Source organism: Marinobacterium sediminicola, assembly GCF_022343685.1.
GTDB lineage: Bacteria > Pseudomonadota > Gammaproteobacteria > Pseudomonadales > Balneatricaceae > Marinobacterium > Marinobacterium sediminicola.
This window is the reverse complement of record NZ_CP092123.1, coordinates 1,261,450-1,281,528: the sequence shown is the minus strand read 5'-3', so window position 1 is coordinate 1,281,528 and position 20,079 is coordinate 1,261,450. Positions and strand designations below refer to the sequence as shown.

Sequence of the window (20,079 nt, the reverse complement as noted above, 5' to 3'; positions counted from 1 at the left end):
AGCCGGCCATGCGCCGGCTTTTTCTGTCTTTGCCCCCTCAAATGCCCAAAATGCAAATGACAGCTTGAGGGAAGCATGAGTGCACTTTATGATCGCGAGCACTGAAGAGCAGCCCGAACCGAGACCGAGGTATGAAAACAGAGCGACTTGATGCCCATAATCCTGAGCACCTCAAACGCGCCGGCGAACTGCTGCGTGCTGGTGAGCTGGTGGCCGTCCCGACCGAGACGGTTTACGGCCTTGCGGCGGACGCAACCAATCCGGATGCGGTCAGGAAGATTTTTGCGGCCAAGGGACGCCCGACGGATCACCCATTGATCACCCATATTGCCTCGGCAGAGCAGCTGTCACACTGGGTGAAAACGGTGCCGGAATGGGTGAAGCCGCTGGCTGAAGCTTTCTGGCCTGGACCGCTCACACTGCTGTTTGAACGCCACCCCAATGTATCGGATGCGATTACCGGCGGTTTGCCAACGATTGGTATCCGGGTACCTGACCATCCGGTTCTGTTGCCGCTGCTGCGGACATTCAACCTGGCAGTTGCAGCCCCTTCTGCCAACCTGTACCAGAAGCTCAGCCCGACCAGTGCCGATCAGGTGATGGCAGGCCTGGATGGCAGGATTGCAGCGGTTCTGGACGGCGGACCCTGTGGCGTGGGTACTGAGTCCACCATATTGAAAGTCGGCGATCAGGACGCCGAAATTCTGCGCTGCGGCCCCATTGCTGCCGAACAGCTACAACCCTACCTGACCGTACCCGTCAGAACCCCCGAAACACATGAGCACTCTGTCTCCGGCAATAAAAAAGTCCATTATCAGCCCGATGCCCGCGTTATCCTTTGCCCCACGGAAGAACTGGCGACCAGACTGGCGGCAGCTGGGCCAGACTGTATTGCACTGGTGTATTCGACCGCTCAGGAGACATTACCGGGTAAGCAACTCAAGCGGATGCCTGCTGACCATCAGGGCTACCGCCAGGCGCTGTATGCCTCCCTTTATGAGCTGGACTGTTCGGGCACGCAAACGCTTTTGGTCGAAATGCCCCCGGAAGACGCCGCCTGGGCTGACATCCGGGACCGACTAACGCGAGCGTCTGCCTGCTGACACTCCATCAAGAGCCCGGCTCAAGCGATCACAGACAAAGATTGTGCAGTTTTCAGCCGGCAGTGTTGACCCATTCAATCACTCGCCCTTTGCCTCAGAGCACGGAGCTCAGGAATAGTCCTGATCCGGATTGGCCAGTTTGACTTCCAGTGGTTCCGGTTTGGCACCTGCGGGCATACCGATCATCTCATTGTAGGGGCTCTCGTGTATCAGCACCGTCTGCTCGATACCCAGCCCCTTGAAGGGAAGCTTGGCTTCCAGCTGACTGGTAAAACGCATGATCGCCCCCTGGTCATCACATACATTCAGCAACTCTTCTCGATGAGCCAGCTGCACCTGAACCAGGTACATGCTGCTTTCGAAAGCCCGAAGCACGAGTCGTTCGATTTGACCAAACTGCTTTTTGACCTCAGTGATGGAAATTTTCATCTGCGCCTCCTGTTGCATTAATGCATTTACGCGCTCCCATCCGATACGGTTTAACTGCCGTGACATTTAAGGTAAAAACAACCGTCCCGCTTGAAGGAGGTACAGCATGAAGTTTCTGATTATCGGAGCCGGAGGGATCGGCTGTTATTACGGTGCACGTCTGCTCGATGCGGGCCATGAAGTAACCTTCATTGCTCGCGGCGCCCACTTGGAAGCCATGAAGCAGCAAGGACTCTCGGTTGAGCATGAAGCTCTGCACTTCAAAGCCTCTGTTGAAGCGCTGTCCATGGATGAACTGTTAAACCGGCACAACTGTGCCGATTACGATCTGGTCATGCTGGCGCTCAAGTCAGGCGCAACCTCCGACTGGCTGTCCGAGTGCGGTCACTGGCTGAAACAGGCCGAGACCCCCGTACTCTCGCTGCAAAACGGTGTCGATAACGAACCCCTGATCGCTGCGGTGATTGGCGAAGAACGTACCCTCGGCGGTCTGGCGGTTCGGATTGGTGGGCACATCATTGCGCCTGGCCACATCGAAGCCAAAGGACCCGCTCAGGTTGTGATGGGCCGTTGGCCTCAGGTCAAGGAGAGCGTTCCGGCATTGGATAGCCTGTCCGACACCCTGAATGCCGCCCAGATTCCCACCCGCATTACGAACAATATCCGTTATGAGCTTTGGAAAAAGTTGCTGATCAACAATGGCGTCAACCCGCTCAGCGCGCTGACCGGTCTGGATACCCGCTCGCTGACAGCAGACCCGGCCCTGGGCAAGACGGTGTATGCCATGATGCAGGAAACCGCCCTTGCCGCTCGCGCTGACGATGTAGAACTGACACCGAGTGATGTCGACGAGATGTTCGCCCTGATCAGCCAGTTTGATGCGATCAAGACTTCGATGCTGGTCGATCGGGAGAAGGGACGCCCACTGGAACTCGATGATATCAGCGGTGCCGTGATTCGCCGTTGTCGCCAACTCGGGGAATCCGCACCCAATACCGAACTGGTCGAACGCCTGTTGCAGCTGGACATTCGCCCTGTGCAGTGGCGGCCACTGACGGCATAATGGCCGCCCCACTATCCCAAACTGAAAATCAGACCCGATATTCTGAAGAGGACACGAGATGACACCGGAAGCCTTTGCTGCTCAAATCGGCCAGGACGCCAACCTGGACTTCGAAGATACCCAAGCCGTGATCAATGAGCACTTCGATTACACGCCCTGCGCATTCAACAATGGCGAGGTTTTCAACGAAGCGGGCCAGAACGAAGGTTCCTGCAAGATTTTCGGCTTCGGTCAGCTGATGCAGCTGAACCAGGAACAGACACTGGCCTGCTTCGGACGTTTTTACCGTGACGTTCTGGCCACACCGGAAGGCAGCGATCACGCCAATATCCGCAATTTCATGCGTTCCGGTTGGGATGGCATCCAGTTCGAGGGTCAGCCACTGCAGCGCAAGGCTGACTGATCAGAACAGCGGAAGCTGCTCGGCTTCCGCCTCACCTTCTCTTGGTCCCAGACGATAACCGACGCCCAGGAGGCGCACGGGTCGCGCACCTCGGTACCAGGCCTCTTCAATCAACGATGCGTACAGACCCTTGTGCGGCTGCTCTGCGCGGCATTCGGCAGTGGTCTGAGTGAAATCACTGAACTTGACCTTGACCACCACCCCAAGGACTTGCCTGGCGTCTCGGTGGCGCTCATAACGCCGCTCAAGGTCTTCCAACAAGGGGTCAAGCTGATCCAGACAACTGGCCAGATCGGGCAGGTCCTGACTGAACGTATGCTCTACGCTCACCGACTTGCGTTCACGGTGGGTACGGACCTCGCGTGAGTCCTCCCCCCGCGCCAGTTGCCAGAGGCGTTCACCGAAACGGCCAAAATGGTTCTGCAACTCCATCAGTGACACGGACTGCAACTCGGCGCAGGTTCCAACCCCCAGCCCCATGAGCTTTTCTTGAGTGCGAGGCCCCACACCGGGAATTTTTTTTACCGGCAACTGAGCCACAAATTCGCTTTGCTTATCGGGCGTTATCACGCACAGCCCGTCAGGCTTGTTCCAGTCACTGGCCACCTTGGCGAGAAACTTGTTTTGCGCCACACCTGCCGACACCGTGATGCCCGTTTCATCACGCACCTGCTGCCTGATCGCCTCCGCTATACGTGTTGCGCTGCCGCCACACAAGGGGCTGTTCGACACATCCAGGTAGGCTTCGTCAATCGAAACCGGTTCGATCAGATCGGTAAAACGACGATAGATGGCAAAAATCCGGTCTGCTATCTCGCGATAGCGAGCCATGTTGCCGGACACCAATTTGAGTTGAGGGCATAGCTGCAAGGCACGCGCACTGGACATGGCCGAATGGATGCCATACTCGCGTGCCGGATAGTTACAGGTTGCAATCACGCCTCGCCGCTCGGCAGCTCCACCAACGGCTAAGGGGATCTCCCGCCATTCGGGGTGCTCCAGCATTTCGACAGCCGCGAAAAAGCAGTCACAGTCAAGATGAATAATTTTTCGAGCAGAAACAGGGGCATCAGGAGCCGGGTTTGCAGGTTTCATCGGGGCACTTCTGTTATACAGTGTATACATTCACTCACGAAACTCGCCCTGGAGCAAGCTGATGTCAGAAGAACAAGAATGGAATGGTCGTGAGCGCCGCAAAGCCCCGGACAGACGCCAGAGCACTGACCGACGTCAGGAAATACGATTCGAGCCTGGCAACCCGGATCGCCGTAAAAGCCGCGGACGCCGCAAGGCAGACAAGGACCCCTGGCAGAAAAGCCTGGAAGACTGACAGCACTGTCATCGGCCGGTCATTTTTCAGTCACCCAAGTGTCACCTGATCGCCATAGTGTATGGCCTCAGTTGATAGAGGTGACTGAACATGCAAATCGATGTAGAACAGGTACTGGTCAATAAATACCCCGCCTTTGCGCACAAGCCCGCTCCCGTCCGCCGCTCTACCCTATTCTGCCTGCGACGCCTGGTACGTGAGCAGGAGATCAATCGCTTTCTGGAAACCCATAAAGGCAGCCGCGGCTTCGAGTTCATCGACGAGGTCCTGGACTACTTCAACTTCAGTTACACCGTCAGTCACAAGGAGCGGATGAACATTCCGTCTTCGGGACGCGTGGTGATCATTGCCAACCACCCGCTCGGAGCACTGGATGGTCTGGCACTGCTCAAACTGGTAGGCGAGGTTCGCCGTGATGTCCGCATCATTGCCAATGACGTCCTGATGAACTTCAATGCGTTGCAAAACCTGTTTCTGCCGGTCGACAATCTGGGCAAAAGCACCCGCAAGGCCAACATTGCACGCATCACTGAAGCCTTGCAGAATGATGAGGCCGTGATCGTGTTCCCGGCCGGCGAGGTGTCCCGGGCAGGCTTCACAGGTATCAAGGATGGCAAATGGAACAGCGGCTTTCTCCATTTCGCCCGCAAGGCCAACGCACCCATTCTACCGGTCTATCTGGGCGGCAAAAATTCTCCTCTTTTTTACGGGCTTTCCTACATCAACAAGTCGATGTCCACACTGATGCTGGCCCGTGAGATGTTCAACAAGCATTCGGTTACTCTGCCGGTGCGTATTGGTGAACCGATCGCCTTCAATCAACTGGACGCCCTGCCGGTTTCTAACCGAGACAAGGCCAAGCTGCTTAAGAAACATCTGTACCGCATAGCACGCAACAAACCGCCCCTGTTTCTGACAGAAAAGACCATTGCTCACCCCCAGGAGCGACAGGCACTCAAGCAGGAACTCAAGCAGGCAGAACTGCTGGGCGAAACCTCAGACGGCAAGAAGATCTACCTGTTCGACTATCATCCCGATTCGGTGGTGATGCAGGAAATCGGTCGCCTGCGTGAAGTCGCTTTCCGCACCGTCGGGGAAGGCACCGGAGAAAAACGGGACCTTGACCGCTATGACCACTACTACCGCCACCTGATTCTCTGGGACGATGAAGATCTCGAAATTGCCGGCGCATACCGCATCGGTGAGGGAGCCCGGCGAGAGCAAAGCGGTGATTATCAGCTCTACAGCGAGTCACTGTTCAACTACAGTGAGCAGATGGGCCCTATTTTTGAGCAAGGCATCGAACTGGGACGCAGCTTCGTACAGCCACGCTACTGGGGTAAACGCTCTCTGGATTATCTATGGTACGGCATCGGAGCCTATCTGCGCCGTCACCCGGAAGTACGTTACATGTTCGGTCCGGTCAGCCTGAGCAACAGCTATCCTAAGCGTGCCCGCGACCTGTTGGTCTGGTTTTATCGACACTACTTTCCGGATACCGCATGGCTGGCACGATCCCGCAGCCCTTATCAGCTGGACAGCGATGCAGAAACCACCATTCGCCAACTGTTCAGCGGTCAGGATTACAAGGAAGATTTCGGCCGACTGCGCGAGCAGCTCGACTTTCTGGGTGTGTCCGTGCCTACCCTTTACAAACAGTACAGTGAACTCTGCGAACCCGGCGGGGTCAGTTTCTTAGACTTCGGTGTTGATGCCGATTTCAACTACTGTATTGACGGACTGGTGCTGGTAGATACTCACAAGGTTAAAGCACGCAAGCGGGACCGCTACATCGGCAGCCATGGCTAATTCTGACCGCTGAGGTAAAGTACCTGTCTGTCATAGAATACTGGAGACAGGATGCACCCTCTCGGACTGGTTCTTTTCGCAATCATTGCACTGGGCAGCTGGTACTGGTGGCAGGCGCAACCGGTTGACCAGCGCCGCAGTGCCAGCTGGAAGATCATACTGCTGCTGGTCACCATTGGCCTGCTTTATCTGGCGATTACCGGGCGCATGCACTGGCTGGGAGCACTGATCGCCCTGGTCCTGCCATTTCTCAAGCAAATCCTGCCCCTGTTGCTGCGCTTCTTCCCGACACTGGCACGCTGGTGGCAGTCTCAACAACAGAAACGTCAACAGGGAAAAACGAACCACAGGCAGCGCAAAGCGGGTAACAGAAGCAGCATGACGGAAGCCGAGGCACTGGACATTCTCGGACTGAAAAGCGGCGCCAGCCGTGAGGATATTATTCGGGCACACCGCCACCTGATCCAGAAATTACACCCTGACCGCCAGGGCAGCGCCTATCTGGCGGCACGTGTTAACGAAGCTCGAGACTGCCTGCTGGACGAATAACCAGGTCAGCGCCACCAATCCAGCTCACCACTGGATACACGCAAAACAGGCCCGGCAGGATTCAACTCCAGTGAGCGACCGTAAGCCGGATGAAAACCCTGGAGCCGGAGATGCCCGCCTGTGCCGATTTGAAAGGTGATGGGGGCCAACTGCTGATCATCGGGAAACAGTCTAACCCGTTCGGAGGAGAGCCTTTGCCAACGCCCCGAATATTCAATCACCGGCTGCTCGTTCAGGTAATCCTCGACAAGACGAAACCGGCCGTCTCGTTCGAAGCTTACACTCAGCCTGCGTGTCGTGATGCTGTCAGCTGTCGCGTAGCGGATGCGTAAGGGCCAATGCCCCAGATCTCCCAAACGGGCACAGCCTCGGTATTGGACACCATTGACCTTGGCATTCATGCCAAGCGCATACCACGCCCCCGAGGCACCACGGCAGGGTTCAGGCACTACTTTCAGCGAGAACTCGTGCTCCTTGCGCCCCCCACCAGCAGGCAGGGTTTGCTGCCAACGACGCTCCAGGGCCATACGATTTACCTCGGGACGATCAAAGCTCAATAGCAGCATACGGCCCGGATACTGCACACGCAGATGCTGCTCTCGCAGGTCAACAACAACGCTGCCATCTTCAGCTACGGCTCTGAGTTCGATTCCGGGCAGGTTGTATTCACAAGCCGATAGCGAACCACCCACGACCAATGGCTGAACCAACACCACTGAGCCTTTGCCGATATTTCCCAAGGCTTCAACATAAACCGGCCAGCCTTCGCCAACACTCTGGGCGAGATGTTCGCGCTTTAACAGATCTGAAGCCAGCTCTGCATCAAGAACCTCCGACATTCCGCACGCACTAAAGCGATACCCCTCTCCTTCCTTGCTCAAGGTTCCCCGTACCAACTGATCTGTTTGGCCAGGCTTGACGCTCTGGGGCGTGCAGCCCGCCATCAACGCAAACAACGTGACGCAAAATAACGACACCCATTTAAACCGCATTAATCTTCACCGTTATTTTAAACGCCCGTTTATATGACCCGATATTTTGCGCGGTATTTTACTCGCTCAGCGCCTAAATCAAAACGCTGCCATATTTCTGCTAAAAACCGTCTTCCCGGCACGACAGCTTTTTCTCGTCTAGACTCAATACGCCCACCCGGAACAGAGGAGAAACACCGTGAGTGATCACATTTATAAAATTGTCGAAGTTGCCGGTTCTTCAACCGAGAGCCATGATGATGCCATTCGACAAGCGATTGCCAAGGCAGCTGAAACCATTCAGCACATGAACTGGTATGAAGTCAAAGAAATGCGCGGACATATCAGTGACGGCAAGATCGCCCATTATCAGGTAGTCATCAGATTGGGGTTTCGTCTCGACTGACTAAGTCTCTTAATAGAGACACCATAACTCACTGATCAATAAGGTTTTTTTATTATGGCGCTCATTATTGTCAGCGCAATGGCGACACAATAATTAACGCAATACACCAAGGCCCCCGCTAAAAACACATAACCTTTTGAATATAAATGCTTTTTAAATTACGGCACGCTCCTTGCTAATACCAAGCAAGCCAGACACCGCCCTCTCATGCAATTGATTCGGCCGGCTCAGCCTGACGGAGTGTCTGTTTAATGGAATAATCATGCCCACACTGGCTGAAGAAACAGACATTAATGATTCGATTGAAATGGCACACACACTCTCTTAAGCAACTTGTGTTACTGGCTTTTTTTCTGGCTGCCATTCCACTTGCCATCCTGATTTTCCAATCAGGCAACGCCCTGGTTGACCAATCTGAACGGGGCCGAAGCCTGGCTCGAGAGATGCTGCAAAGCAGTCAGCAAACGGAAGAGCTGCGCATTCTGGCTGAAGACATTACACGCGCCGCTCGTCAATTCGAGATCGTAAAACGCTCGGAGTTGCTTGACCGCCTGGAGCTGCAGCTTGAATCCTTTCGAACCTTGCTGAAACAACTCAACCTTCCCGAGTCATTGGCGGCTTCAGCGCTGGAGTTGGGCACGTTGCTCAACAACATCAGCCAACAGGCACAGAATGTTACATCACCCCATTTCACACCGGACGACCTGGATCAGCTCATCACGCTGACCCAGAACCTGATCCGCGAAATCGGACGCTCATTCAATTACCGCCTGACCGAACTTGAGCAGCAGGTCAAAACAGAGCAGTTGCGCACGGCACTGCAAGCCACGGCTCTGATGCTGGTCTCCATGATCCTGATTCTGTTTTTCAGCGCCCGAATCAACCGACCCGTCCAACAGCTTATTCAACATATCAGAGCACTGGGGGAAGGTGAGCGTAATCGTTATCCCAGGCTTTCCGGTCCCGTGGAGCTGGTACAGGTCAATGAGCAGCTGAACTGGCTTGCCGAGCGGCTGATCGCCCTTGAGGAAGATAAGGCACGTTTTTTACGACATATTTCACATGAGCTGAAAACACCATTAACCACCCTGCGCGAGGGGGCTGATATTTTATCTGAAGAACTTGCAGGCCCACTGACTAAAAACCAAAGCGAGATCGTCAACCTACTCAGACAAAATAGTATTACCTTGCAAGAGTTAATCGAACAACTGTTAGATTACAACCGCTTACAGCAACCACACAGGCTTCAGATTGAAACTATTGTATTAAAATCTTTGTTGGATCGTATAATTACACCATTCCAGCTTCAAATTGATCAAAAAAAATTGAAGCTTGAGCTGGAACTTAATAATATCCACGGCTGGAATACTGACGCGCATATGCTACAACGCATAGTCGCCAACCTGATTTCGAATGCGGTTCATTATTCGGATCAAGGGGGCACGATATGCATTTCGGCTTGTCAAAAAGGCTCTGTACTGGAGCTTGAGGTCGCCAACACCGGCCCTCAAATTCCGGAAACGGATATACCCCAGCTTTTTGAGCCATTTTATCAGGGCAAGAATCGCCGCCGCGGCCCTTTGAAAGGATCAGGCATAGGATTGAGCATAGCGTCACAAGCCAGTACGGCATTGGGTGCCAAGCTTAAGGTCAGCCGAAACAGTGACGGCTGGGTTGCATTCAGCCTTTTTCTACCATCTCTGGAACACTGAAGCGATGCGACAGCTATTACTCGGTACCATGATGATGTTTCTGGCAGGTTGCCAGTTACTGGACAAGGTTGCTCTTCACCCGACTGGTGACGGCAGTCAGACCTGTGACATTGACGACGCTCAGGTAATTGAATGGTTAAATTTTGAACATCGTTATGTTTCGTCTACACTTGACACCAAGCGCAGGCTTCTTATTGACGCCGAAAAAAGACAGCAAAGGATTTTGCACGCACTCTTGCTGAGCACACCGGGCCAGTCGCAGGAACAACTGAAGCGAGCACTGGAGTATTTGAGTACAGTCGATCTGAACTCCTCCTGTACCGCCAGTCAGTACATCCGGCTGCGAACCCGCCAACTGCAATTGCAGTTGGGCCTGCTGGATCAAAACCAGAGCCTTAAGCAGCAGGTAAACGAATTGCAGCGTCAGGTAGACGCACTAACAGATTTAGAACGACAGATTACGCGACAGCGTGAGGAGCACTGACAGATGACGTCAACCCCCAACATCCTACTGGTCGATGACGATACCGCACTACTTAAGCTGCTGGAAATGCGACTGCAGGCATCCGGTTATGAGATCAGCTGCGCGGAAAGCGGTGAAGAAGCACTGGGCCTGATCCGCCAGTACAGCTTTGACCTGGTTCTGACTGACCTGAGAATGGATGGCATGGACGGCCTTACGCTTTTCTCTCGCATCCAACAGGAACAGCCTGACCTGCCAGTTATCATCATGACCGCCCACGGCTCCATTCCCGAGGCCGTCGAGGCGACCCAGAAAGGGGTCTTCGGTTTTCTGTCCAAGCCGATCGACAAGCAGCACCTGCTGGATACAGTTCGAGCGGCACTGAAAAGCTCCCAGCGCAATCTGGACCAAAGCTGGCGAGCAAGCATCATCAGCCACAGCGACCGCATGGAGCAGATTCTTGACCAGGCACAGCGTGTGGCTGCGTCTGATGTCAGCGTACTGATTACCGGTCCGAGCGGCAGCGGCAAGGAACTGGTCGCCAAGGCGATCCATAAAGCCAGCGCGCGCGGCGATAAGCCTTTCGTTGCCATCAACTGTGGCGCTTTGCCTGAACAGCTGCTTGAGTCCGAGCTCTTCGGCCATACCAAGGGCGCGTTTACCGGTGCCGTCAATCAGCATGAGGGGCTGTTCCGTGCCGCTCAGGGCGGAACCCTGTTTCTTGACGAAATAGGCGACATGCCGATCACTCTTCAGGTGAAACTGCTGCGCGCGCTTCAGGAGCGCACCATCCGCCCTGTCGGTTCAACCCAGAGCGTGCCGATCGATGTCCGAATCATTTCGGCAACCCATCGCAATCTGGAATCCGCCATGTTGAGTCAGGAGTTCCGTGAAGACCTCTACTACCGCCTCAACGTGGTTAACCTTGAACTTCCGCCACTGCGAGAGCGCCCGGAAGATATCCCGCTGCTGGCACGTCACTTCCTGTCGCAGGCGGCACAGCGTCATAATCGCAAGGTACGAGGCATCTCGCCGGGTGCGCTGCACCTGCTGGCACAGGCGGCCTGGCCCGGAAACGTGCGCCAGCTGGAAAACGTGATGGAACAGGTGGTTGCCTTGAGCCCATCACCGATCATTCCGGAAGGACTGGTATCCAAGGCGCTGACCAATCAGGAACGCGTTATTCCATCTTTCAATGAAGCCCGCGCAGACTTTGAGCGCCGCTACCTCATCAAGGTGCTGCAGATTACTGAAGGCAACGTGACCCACGCAGCACGCATTGCACAGCGTAACCGTACCGACTTCTACAAACTGCTGAACAAACACGATCTTGAAGCGGCAGAGTTCAAGGCAAGCGCCAAAGCGGCTCTGGCGGCACAGCAGGAAGCCCTGAAACAGGTGGACAAGAAGAGAAAGGCTGGCTAATCGCCAGCCCTTTCGGGGTAACTGAGCAGATACACGCTCAGTTACCCAACATTTCCAGCGCCTTATCGGTTAACTCAATCACATCCAACACCGTGCCACGACCTTCGGCAACACGCACGATACGATCACCCAGTATAATCAGCTCCGCGGCTTCAGAGCCATGACCCAGGCGCTCCAGATAATGACGCGGCAGGCGCTCGCCCTGACGATAAAGATCGTCATCCAGCACTTCCCCACGACGGACCTTATCCTGCCAGCCCGGCGGCAAATCTCCACCCCGTTCCAGCTTTTTCCTCAACCCCGGCGGCAACGACTTGTACTTACCCTCTTTTGACGTTGCCCCATAATGCTCATCAAGTATCCAGTCGCGGAGAGAGCGACGTTCACGATCACTCAAAGGCAGATAGCGGCCTTCGTCACGATCATCCCTGTCTCGGTAACGCTCATCACGCTGATCCCGATCTTTCTTGTCCCGATACTCGTAACCGGAGTCCTGTCGTTCGTCGCGATGATCGCCTCGACTTTTATACTCTTCTCGAGCTTCCTTGGGCTGCCCGGCCCATTCCGGCTTTTGCGCCAGTGCCGGAGTCGCCAGCAAGCTCAGTGCCAGCCCCATGATCGGTAACTTCATACAAAACCTTCCTTCAGTTGCTCAATTGATCTGCTTGTTCCCGGAAACGTCAGGCATTGGCATTTTGCCGCGGCTTGACTAGTATCGCTCTGTTTCCGTGTTATGCCTGATGAGTTCGTGATGTCAGTACCCAGCCTTAATGAAGCGCTCGCGCTGATGAATCAGGGCGCATTTACAGACGCCCGCGCCATTTGCCAGCAACACCTGGCCCACCGAGCAGACAATTTCAATGCTCGCCATCTACTGGGCTTAATTCAGTTCAAAGGCGGCAACCTGATTGCCGCAACCAAAGAACTGACCAAAGCCAGCAAAATGAATCCGGCGCCTCGCTTCAAGGCCCAAGCCTTCAATAACCTGGCACTTGTCCTTCAGGCCAGGGGTAAGCTTGAGCAGGCTACTGCTGCCTGCCATAGTGCCATTCACTTGCAGCCGGGGGAAATGGCCTTTCACCTTAACTTGCTGGGCCTGCTGGAAAGGCAGCACGGCTGGTCGGACATTGTCCAACACATGCAGGCTACACCGCTATTATCCAGCAATGAAGAGGCTCTGCTTTTCCATGCAGTAGCACTGCGTCACCAGCGCGCACACGCCGAGGCCCTCGACATTCTGGCCAGTCTGGATTCGAGTATAGAGGTTGAATCTGAACGTGCATTGAACCTGTGCCTGTTGCACGACAGTGAGACGGTAATCGGCCGCTGGCAAGCCGGTGATGCTGACCCTGAACGTCTCATCCTGATCGCCGACTATATCGCCGAAGAGGGCCATGCAGCAGCGGCCACGCCACTGTATGAAATTGTCGCACAAGCCAACCCGAACAACCTGAGCGTGCGCCATATGCTGAATGCCGCACAGGGTACCTGTACCGCGGAGGCCCCAAGCGACTATGTACGTCGTCTTTACGACACCCATGCCCAACAGTTTGAGTCCCGGCTGCAAGGGCAGCTGGATTACAATGCGCCGGAATTACTGTGCCGCCACCTCGCCAGCATGCTGGACCACGAACACCTCATTAATGCCGCCGATCTTGGGTGTGGTACGGGCCTCTGCGGGGCTGAACTGCGCAAGCAACTGTCCATCGATGAACTGAGCGGTTGCGACCTGTCGTCACAGATGTTGCAACTGGCCGCACAGAAGCAGGTTTACAACACGCTCAGCTGCTGCGCCCTGATAGACTTTCTGCAAACCCTGAAGCCGGTTGAACTGATTACGGCGACCGATGTTTTGATCTATACGGGCAACCTCAAACCGGTCATCGAGGCTATCCCGGGCGTTTTAAAGCCGGGCGGTCTTTTTGCCTTTACGGTCGAACGCCATAAGGGTACTGAGGAGGTTTGCCTCCATACCTCCGGGCGTTACCGCCACAGCCAGCGCCATATTGAAATACTGGCCGAACAACAGGGCTTGCGTGTCAAACTGATTGAACCTTTTCCCCTGCGACTGGAAAACAGCATCAGTATTGAGGGCCTGATGGTGATTCTGCAGCGAGTTTAGCCAGCAACAAGGTGCACAGCTGGCGCAATCGATCCAGTTGTGCCCGCTTGCCCTCCGGTGCGGTCACGGCAGCCGGCGGAAGCTGACGAATGATGCGGTCACAGAGCAGACGCTGGTCGACCACCGACAGCTGCCACTCCCCCCATCGGTCAATGCTGGCCTCCAGCAACTCTCTCAGCGGTATCAGACTGCTTTCGAGGCTGCGCTGAGCCTCGCCAAAGCCTTTCAAGCGCTGCAACACCGATGGGGCTAACGGCTGCTCCGCTGCCGTATTCTGAAGTAACGCGGGCAAATGCTCCGCTTCAAGGTCTTTTAACATCCCGGGCAAACGTTGCAACAAGCTGCGACGATACCAGCGCTGCATCTCGGGCATAAAATGTCGGGTATTTTCAGACAACGGCTTCAGCACCAGTAACGCATGGCTACCGGCTACAGGATCACGCTGCTCCCCCAGCCTCAAAGGCCGAAAGCCGTTGGACAGCCAGAACTGCAAAAGTGAAGGACTGGCCGCAAAACTGGCCCCCAGATAGTCAATCTGATCAGCAACCGCATCCTGCTCAATCTGCCCAAGCAGCAGACTGCCCACACCAAACTTCTGAACCTCCGGGTGCACGGCAATACGAACAACCCGTAACGCGCGCCAGGGCGCGGCCTCAAGCCATCCTTCCTGCGCCACCAGCGTCTGTGGCAACAGATGTCCACGGGGACGTCGCCGACCTCCCCAGACCGCCTGAGCCAGTGTATCCGGCAAAGGTCCCTCCTCTGCCAGCAACGCACAAGCCACGGGAACGCCGGAGGAGCGGACCAGATAGATCCGTATATTTGGACTGTCCAGCATGATTCGCAAATCACCCGGCGTAGTGCGGTAATGCGCCAGCACCAGCAGGCCAAAAACGTTGCGAAGCAACTCTGTATCGTCAACCAGCGTCTGTTGCGACACACGCACAACTTCAAGCTCGGCATCAAGCCTGTCAGGGCTGCCGGCATCCACATCCAGCAGCAACAAACGGTTACTCAAGTGCTCAAGCGGGTCTGGCGACGCCCAGCGAATAGGTGTGCACAAGCGGTACTCGCGGCAACGCGGATAGCGACTGCGCAACAGTTGCATAAATCTGAGGGCAAAACCCTGACCATTACCTTCATAGCCATGCAGTGTGGTTGCAAATACCGTACGGGGAAAAACCGCCACCATTTCTGACAGCAGGGGGGTCGGGATCGCAGCCGCCTCGTCTACCAACAACAGATCGGCCTGAACCTCGGCATGCAGGAGCTCATCTGGACGGTAAAACGCCACCCGGTGAACACACTCCGGGGCCAGCGCCTCGACTCTTTCCAGCAGTGCAGCGATCGCATTGCGCGAAAACGCTGTCACAGCCACGCGTTTACCCGCCTGCAGCAAGCGTGCAGCGGCAATACCCAAAGCGGCACTCTTGCCACGACCTCTGTCTGCACTGAGTACCAAAGGCTGCTGACGCTTTCCTGCTGTTTCCAGTATGAGCTCAACAGCTTCCATCTGGTCGACGCTGCGGAACGGCGCTTCGATCATCGTGCGCTCATCAACCATCGGCAACTCAGGCAACACGGGGGCTTGCCCCTGCTGCCAATGCAGCATACCGCCAGAGGTCGTCAGAACCTTGACCAGATGGATGAGGTATTGACCCCGAAGCTGCTCGGGCCGATAGGGTTCAACACAGAGGGAAACATACTCGGGGTCAGGAAAATCAACCCAGCGCTCAGGCGAAGGCGTCATCAGCACAACACACCCTCCACCCTGAACGGCACCGCTTATCTGACCAAAGGCGTTGGGGTTGAATCCTGCAAAAGCGTCAATGACGGCATAGTCGAGCGTCTGCCCCAGACAGCTATGCACACGACGAGCATCGACGGGTGACAGGCCCGCGACCGGAGTGTCTCCCACCAGCACGCCCTGCCCCTGCAACCAGAGCGAAAGAGGACCGGCCAACTGTTCATGGCACCAGGCCTCTTCTCCAGACAGCCAGACTAGAAGACGCTGACGCTGCCGGCACAACTGCTCACGCAGCCGGGCCAGTAAGAGGGCATTCATTGATCGGTGTACATCATCCCGGGACTCGCAAGCTCATTACTCTCTTCTGCTTCGAAGAGGACGCCAGAATCATGCTGCAAAGCTTCCTGCAGCATCCGCTCCAGCTGCACATGCACCTTGTCCAGACTGAGGTCGCCGCGGGGCTGAAAGGTTGTGGCAACGATGTGCAAGGGCAAGTCGGTCATGGACTCGTAGGCCCGCACACGATCAAAGCAGTGCTCCACCAGCTTGCGCACATTTTCATTGGTCGAGGGCAGAACGGCTCCAAGCCTGTGCTCCCCTTCCCAACCAATAAGATCGCCGGGACGCGAAAATTCCTCACCCAGCAGTCGTACCAGCTCAAGCAACTGCTTGCGCTTAACCTGCTCGCCGGGATGAATCAGCATCACCGTCAGCGGTGCAAACTCGCGCACCGATCGGCGACACTCCAACGCAAGCATATGACGATACCAGCTTTCGGTTGCAATCCCTGTATTGGGGTCAATTGCCAAAACGGGGTCCTGTGCCTTTGTCACGGCACTGGTCATACTGCGACTGCGCAAGGTCACCAACAACAACGCCGTTGCCAGTAAAAGCGCCGTCAGCAGAACGACAAGGGTGACTCGCGAATCACCTGCAGCTGCCAATGCCAGAGCCACCAGATTAAGCGACAGCAGCAGCGCCGCCAGATAGCGGATGCGCTTCAACTGCTCGACGAACACGGAGTCCATAATTGGTCTTTCCTTTACCCTGTTTCCCGCATCAGTAAAGCGGCTTTTGCAATGCAATGCAATTGATGCAATGCAAGCTCTGGACCATCAACGACGTTTCTGGTGCTGCTCCCAGTTATCCTGACGAGCCTGGTCACTCTTGCGCAGCATCACATAGATAGCACCATTTCCCCCATGGTGCGGTTGTGAGGAATGAAACCCCAAGACCTGATCAAGTAATGGCAGCCATTCATTAAGATAGGTTTTCAGCTGGTTGCCATGACCATCGGCACGATTGCTGCGACCATGCTGGATCAATACGGTGCGGATGTTCAACTCGCAGCTCTGCCGGACAAAACTTGCAACTTCTTCTCGAGCTTGAGCGAGTGTGCAATGCTGCAGGTTAAGGCAAGCATCAGTACTGTATCGACCCAAACGCAGATTGCGGAACACCCCTTCCTGAACACCGTCACGTTTCCAGCTGATCGGATCGGCCGGGTGCAACCATTCCACCGGGCTCAAGGTCAGTCCTTCTGGTGAGCCCTGAGCGAGAAGCCGACGGATACTTTTACCAGGATCCACCTTAAGCGGCCCGCGTGAGACAACCTCCTCAACAGGCTTGGCCGCTGGGTTGCGGCGCACACCTTCCGCTTGCATCAGAGTACTGAAATCAGTGTCATTATCAGATCGCATCACGCTCCCCCATACTGCTGTCTACACCAACCAGCGGCCATTTTGGCAAGCCTCATGCTTAAATTGAACGCTTTTCGCCTGTAGAGTTCTCATCTAAGGTATAAGCAACCATCAAATATCTCAGGTAGCGCATGCATGCAACGACTGGTCCTATTGCTAACAGTGATTGTCGCCGCCCTGGCCATTTTTCTGTTCATCTCCCCTGAGCAGACACCGCTGGCACCAAGCGCTCAAGCACCAGTATCCGAAGCGACTCGACAGGAAGCGCGCCAGCATATCAAAAGCCTGACCCAGCAGGCAGCGGAAGATACTCTCGATGTTGCGCAAGCGGATCACTTCGTTACCGGAAGCCAGCTGCTGCAGCTGCCTGAGACCAACACTCCGAACGATCAGGCCGTCGCGGTCGTTGAGACTGAATCGGGCGACGTCACCAGTTACGCAGTCGATTTGCCCCTTAAAAAGGGGGAAAGTCCTGAAACGGATATCGGCTCTCAATCCGGCTTGCTGGCACCTCAGGACCGACTGCGATTGCAGGAGCTGCTCAACCACCCTGACCAGGCCGCGGATGAAGTCTTTTACGTACACTCTGTTCGCAACTCTGACCAGCAGGGCCTCTGGGGCATTATCCATCAGGGCCTGATCGACACCTTTACTCGCGGCATCCGTATCGAGGACCGATCACGGCTGCTGAGTGCGCAAATTCCCCAAGACGCGGACGAGCCCCTGGCTGACCAACGAAGCTCCTGGCTGGGGCATCTGCTCAAGCGCAAGGTCGAGGAAACCTGGGTCTTTAATTATCAGCAGGGCTTGCTGGGCCGCAATCCGGATGTCATTCATCCCGGACAACAGCTTGTCATTGTTCGTTTCAGCGAGGATGAGCTCATCGACATCTACAACCACTTTACCCTTGCAACAACCGAGTAATCTTCCTCTGCTGTTCGCTTTATGTGGACGCCGTCAAGCAAGGTGCGTATAATCTGGCTCTTATTTTTAGAAAGTGTTGCTCCTGATCAAACGTCATACATCTGCAGCCTTTCTCCTCCTCTTAAGACCCAGGTATAACTCACAGCATGTCCAACACTGATACCAGCCCCGCCACTTTTGGCGATTTGGGACTGTCCACCCCTATTCTCAATGCACTGACTGAAGTTGGCTACGAAACTCCCTCGCCGATCCAGGCCCGGAGTATCCCGCCGCTGCTTGAGGGGCGGGATCTGCTTGGCATGGCGCAAACCGGTACCGGCAAGACCGCTGCCTTTGCTCTGCCGCTGCTGCAGCGCATCGACACCGCCGCCACCCATCCTCAGCTGCTGATTCTTGCTCCAACCCGTGAGCTGGCACTACAGGTTGCGACTGCCTGTGAGAAATACTCCAAACACCTGCCTGGCCTGCGCACCCTGTCGATTTACGGTGGCCAGGGCTATGACAGCCAGATCCGTGGCCTGCGCCGTGGCGCTCAGGTGATCATCGGCACTCCGGGACGCGTCATGGATCACATCCGTCGCGGCACGTTGCAGCTGGACCGCCTTCAGGCACTGGTACTGGACGAAGCAGATGAAATGCTGCGCATGGGCTTCATCGACGACGTCGAGTGGATCCTTCAGCATACTCCCAGCCAGCGTCAGATCGCACTGTTCTCTGCCACCATGCCGCAGGCAATTCGTCACATCGCCGAAAACTACCTGCAGGACCCGGCGGTCATCAAGATTCAGGCCCAGACTGCGACCGCCAGCACGATTCGCCAGCGTGCCTGGGTTGTTCGCGGCATGAGCAAGACCCAAGCGCTGACCCGCATTCTGGAGCAGCACGAACATGAGGCTGCGCTGGTTTTCGTCCGCACCAAGACCGCTACCGAAACGCTGGCTGAAGAGCTGAATCAGGCAGGCTTCCCGGCTGCAGCCCTGCATGGTGACATCGCTCAGGTTCAACGTGAGCGCATCGTCAGCAAGCTGAAGAAAGGTGAACTGGACGTCGTCATCGCGACGGACGTGGTTGCTCGCGGTCTCGACGTTGAACGCATCAGCCATGTGGTCAACTACGACATCCCTTACGACACGGAATCCTATATCCACCGCATCGGTCGTACCGGTCGTGCCGGACGCCAGGGTGATGCCATCCTGTTCGTAGCGCCGCGCGAGCAGCGCCTGCTGAAGCAGATCGAACGTGCCACTCGTCAGCCTCTGGAAACATTGAAGCTGCCGACCGCCAAGGAAATCAATGCCCTGCGTGCCGAACGCCTGCAGGCTCAGATTTTGGCTGCAGCGGAAAAAGCCAAGCTGGACGACTACATGCCACTGATCAGCAAGCTTCAGGAAAATTCCGAGCTGAGTGCCGAACAGCTGATCGCTGCGACCATCGCCCTGATGCACAGCGACAAGCCGCTGTGGATGGACGAAAACGAGCCTGACCCCAACTCTCGCCCAGCTCCCCGCGAGCGTCAGGAGCGCGGCGAACGTGGTGAGCGCGGTGAGCGTCCTCGCCGTAATCAGCGTAATGAGCCCGTAGCGGTTGGCATGGAACGTTACTGGATCGGTGTTGGCCACCTGCACGGCGTAAAACCGGGCAACATCGTAGGTGCCATTGCCAACGAAGCCGGCATAGAAAGCCGTCTTATCGGACGCATCAACATTGCTGATGACTTCAGCTGTGTCGACCTGCCAGCCGGACTTGAACCCAACCAGTTGCAGACGCTCAAGCGCGCCCGCGTCTGCGGTCAACGCCTGGATATCCGCCCCTGGCAGGAAAATGGCGGAGCCCCGCGTCGTCCGCGTAGCAAGGCACCGGTGCGCCGCCAACCGCGCGACTGACACATACGCGCATAACAGCTGATTCTTTCAGGCCGCAGCC

General features: G+C 55.8%; 20 protein-coding genes. 13 read left to right on the top strand and 7 right to left on the bottom strand.

All coding sequences use genetic code 11. From position 1 onward, the window contains the following. Positions 1 to 131 precede the first annotated feature (131 nt). A complete protein-coding gene (locus LN244_RS05965; RefSeq protein WP_239041934.1) occupies positions 132 to 1,103 on the top strand; it encodes an L-threonylcarbamoyladenylate synthase in 972 nt (323 codons plus the stop codon). Positions 1,104 to 1,211: 108 nt separating this feature from the next. Here the strand turns inward: LN244_RS05965 and LN244_RS05960 are convergent, their stop codons facing one another. Then, complete coding sequence (locus LN244_RS05960; RefSeq protein WP_239041933.1) at positions 1,212 to 1,532, bottom strand: DUF6482 family protein; 321 nt, start codon at positions 1,530 to 1,532, stop codon at positions 1,212 to 1,214. Between the two features lie 106 nt (positions 1,533 to 1,638). Here LN244_RS05960 and LN244_RS05955 point away from each other — a divergent pair, with 106 nt between their 5' ends. Then, the gene (locus tag LN244_RS05955; protein WP_239041932.1) at positions 1,639 to 2,595 is read left to right on the top strand and encodes a ketopantoate reductase family protein; all 957 of its coding nucleotides are present in this window, start codon (positions 1,639 to 1,641) and stop codon (positions 2,593 to 2,595) included. Between the two features lie 58 nt (positions 2,596 to 2,653). Beyond that, on the top strand, positions 2,654 to 2,998 hold the full coding sequence (locus tag LN244_RS05950) for a HopJ type III effector protein (RefSeq protein ID WP_239041931.1): 345 nt from the start codon (positions 2,654 to 2,656) through the stop codon (positions 2,996 to 2,998). Here LN244_RS05950 and dinB read toward each other — a convergent pair whose 3' ends face one another. Continuing rightward, on the bottom strand, positions 2,999 to 4,093 hold the full coding sequence (gene dinB, locus LN244_RS05945) for a DNA polymerase IV (protein WP_239041930.1): 1,095 nt from the start codon (positions 4,091 to 4,093) through the stop codon (positions 2,999 to 3,001). It abuts the gene before it with no gap. A 61-nt stretch (positions 4,094 to 4,154) separates the two neighbouring features. On the opposite strand from dinB, the gene LN244_RS05940 reads away from it, so the two are divergent. From LN244_RS05940 to LN244_RS05930, 3 genes are all read left to right on the top strand, one after another. Further along, on the top strand, positions 4,155 to 4,328 hold the full coding sequence (locus LN244_RS05940; RefSeq protein ID WP_239041929.1) for a hypothetical protein: 174 nt from the start codon (positions 4,155 to 4,157) through the stop codon (positions 4,326 to 4,328). Between the two features lie 90 nt (positions 4,329 to 4,418). Further along, on the top strand, positions 4,419 to 6,137 hold the full coding sequence (locus LN244_RS05935) for a GNAT family N-acyltransferase (RefSeq protein WP_239041928.1): 1,719 nt from the start codon (positions 4,419 to 4,421) through the stop codon (positions 6,135 to 6,137). A 51-nt stretch (positions 6,138 to 6,188) separates the two neighbouring features. After that, a complete protein-coding gene (locus tag LN244_RS05930; RefSeq protein WP_239041927.1) occupies positions 6,189 to 6,686 on the top strand; it encodes a DnaJ domain-containing protein in 498 nt (165 codons plus the stop codon). A gap of 5 nt (positions 6,687 to 6,691) precedes the next feature. On the opposite strand, the gene LN244_RS05925 is transcribed toward LN244_RS05930, so the two are convergent. Beyond that, positions 6,692 to 7,525 carry a hypothetical protein gene (locus tag LN244_RS05925; protein WP_239041926.1) on the bottom strand — a complete coding sequence of 278 codons (834 nt, stop codon included), beginning with the start codon at positions 7,523 to 7,525 and terminating at the stop codon, positions 6,692 to 6,694. Positions 7,526 to 7,856: 331 nt separating this feature from the next. On the opposite strand from LN244_RS05925, the gene LN244_RS05920 reads away from it, so the two are divergent. The 4 genes from LN244_RS05920 (at position 7,857) to LN244_RS05905 (ending at position 11,663) form a co-directional block, all read left to right on the top strand. Then, positions 7,857 to 8,063, top strand: a complete 207-nt coding sequence (locus LN244_RS05920) for a dodecin (protein WP_239041925.1) — start codon at positions 7,857 to 7,859, stop codon at positions 8,061 to 8,063. A gap of 293 nt (positions 8,064 to 8,356) precedes the next feature. Continuing rightward, positions 8,357 to 9,775: a sensor histidine kinase gene (locus LN244_RS05915; protein WP_239041924.1), complete on the top strand. Its 1,419-nt coding sequence runs from the start codon at positions 8,357 to 8,359 to the stop codon at positions 9,773 to 9,775. A 4-nt stretch (positions 9,776 to 9,779) separates the two neighbouring features. Further along, positions 9,780 to 10,259, top strand: a complete 480-nt coding sequence (locus LN244_RS05910; RefSeq protein WP_239041923.1) for a hypothetical protein — start codon at positions 9,780 to 9,782, stop codon at positions 10,257 to 10,259. A 3-nt stretch (positions 10,260 to 10,262) separates the two neighbouring features. Then, positions 10,263 to 11,663 carry a sigma 54-interacting transcriptional regulator gene (locus tag LN244_RS05905; protein ID WP_239041922.1) on the top strand — a complete coding sequence of 467 codons (1,401 nt, stop codon included), beginning with the start codon at positions 10,263 to 10,265 and terminating at the stop codon, positions 11,661 to 11,663. A 37-nt stretch (positions 11,664 to 11,700) separates the two neighbouring features. Here LN244_RS05905 and LN244_RS05900 read toward each other — a convergent pair whose 3' ends face one another. Next, a complete protein-coding gene (locus LN244_RS05900) occupies positions 11,701 to 12,294 on the bottom strand; it encodes a hypothetical protein (RefSeq protein ID WP_239041921.1) in 594 nt (197 codons plus the stop codon). A 120-nt stretch (positions 12,295 to 12,414) separates the two neighbouring features. Between LN244_RS05900 and LN244_RS05895 the strand changes: the two genes are divergently transcribed. Then, on the top strand, positions 12,415 to 13,785 hold the full coding sequence (locus LN244_RS05895; protein ID WP_239041920.1) for a methyltransferase: 1,371 nt from the start codon (positions 12,415 to 12,417) through the stop codon (positions 13,783 to 13,785). On the opposite strand, the gene LN244_RS05890 is transcribed toward LN244_RS05895, so the two are convergent. From LN244_RS05890 to smrA, 3 genes are all read right to left on the bottom strand, one after another. After that, the gene (locus LN244_RS05890; protein WP_239041919.1) at positions 13,745 to 15,850 is read right to left on the bottom strand and encodes a tRNA(Met) cytidine acetyltransferase TmcA; all 2,106 of its coding nucleotides are present in this window, start codon (positions 15,848 to 15,850) and stop codon (positions 13,745 to 13,747) included. The genes LN244_RS05895 and LN244_RS05890 overlap by 41 nt on opposite strands. Then, complete coding sequence (locus LN244_RS05885) at positions 15,847 to 16,560, bottom strand: nucleotidyl cyclase domain-containing protein (protein WP_239041918.1); 714 nt, start codon at positions 16,558 to 16,560, stop codon at positions 15,847 to 15,849. The genes LN244_RS05890 and LN244_RS05885 overlap by 4 nt, the downstream gene beginning before the upstream one ends. Before the next feature lie 87 nt (positions 16,561 to 16,647). Next, positions 16,648 to 17,232 (bottom strand): DNA endonuclease SmrA, encoded by a 585-nt coding sequence (gene smrA, locus LN244_RS05880; protein WP_239041917.1) that lies wholly within the window; start codon positions 17,230 to 17,232, stop codon positions 16,648 to 16,650. A 135-nt stretch (positions 17,233 to 17,367) separates the two neighbouring features. On the opposite strand from smrA, the gene LN244_RS05875 reads away from it, so the two are divergent. Continuing rightward, positions 17,368 to 18,156, top strand: coding sequence for a hypothetical protein (locus tag LN244_RS05875; protein ID WP_239041916.1), 789 nt, complete (start codon positions 17,368 to 17,370; stop codon positions 18,154 to 18,156). A gap of 146 nt (positions 18,157 to 18,302) precedes the next feature. Next, the gene (locus tag LN244_RS05870; protein WP_239041915.1) at positions 18,303 to 20,039 is read left to right on the top strand and encodes a DEAD/DEAH box helicase; all 1,737 of its coding nucleotides are present in this window, start codon (positions 18,303 to 18,305) and stop codon (positions 20,037 to 20,039) included. Positions 20,040 to 20,079 lie beyond the last annotated feature (40 nt).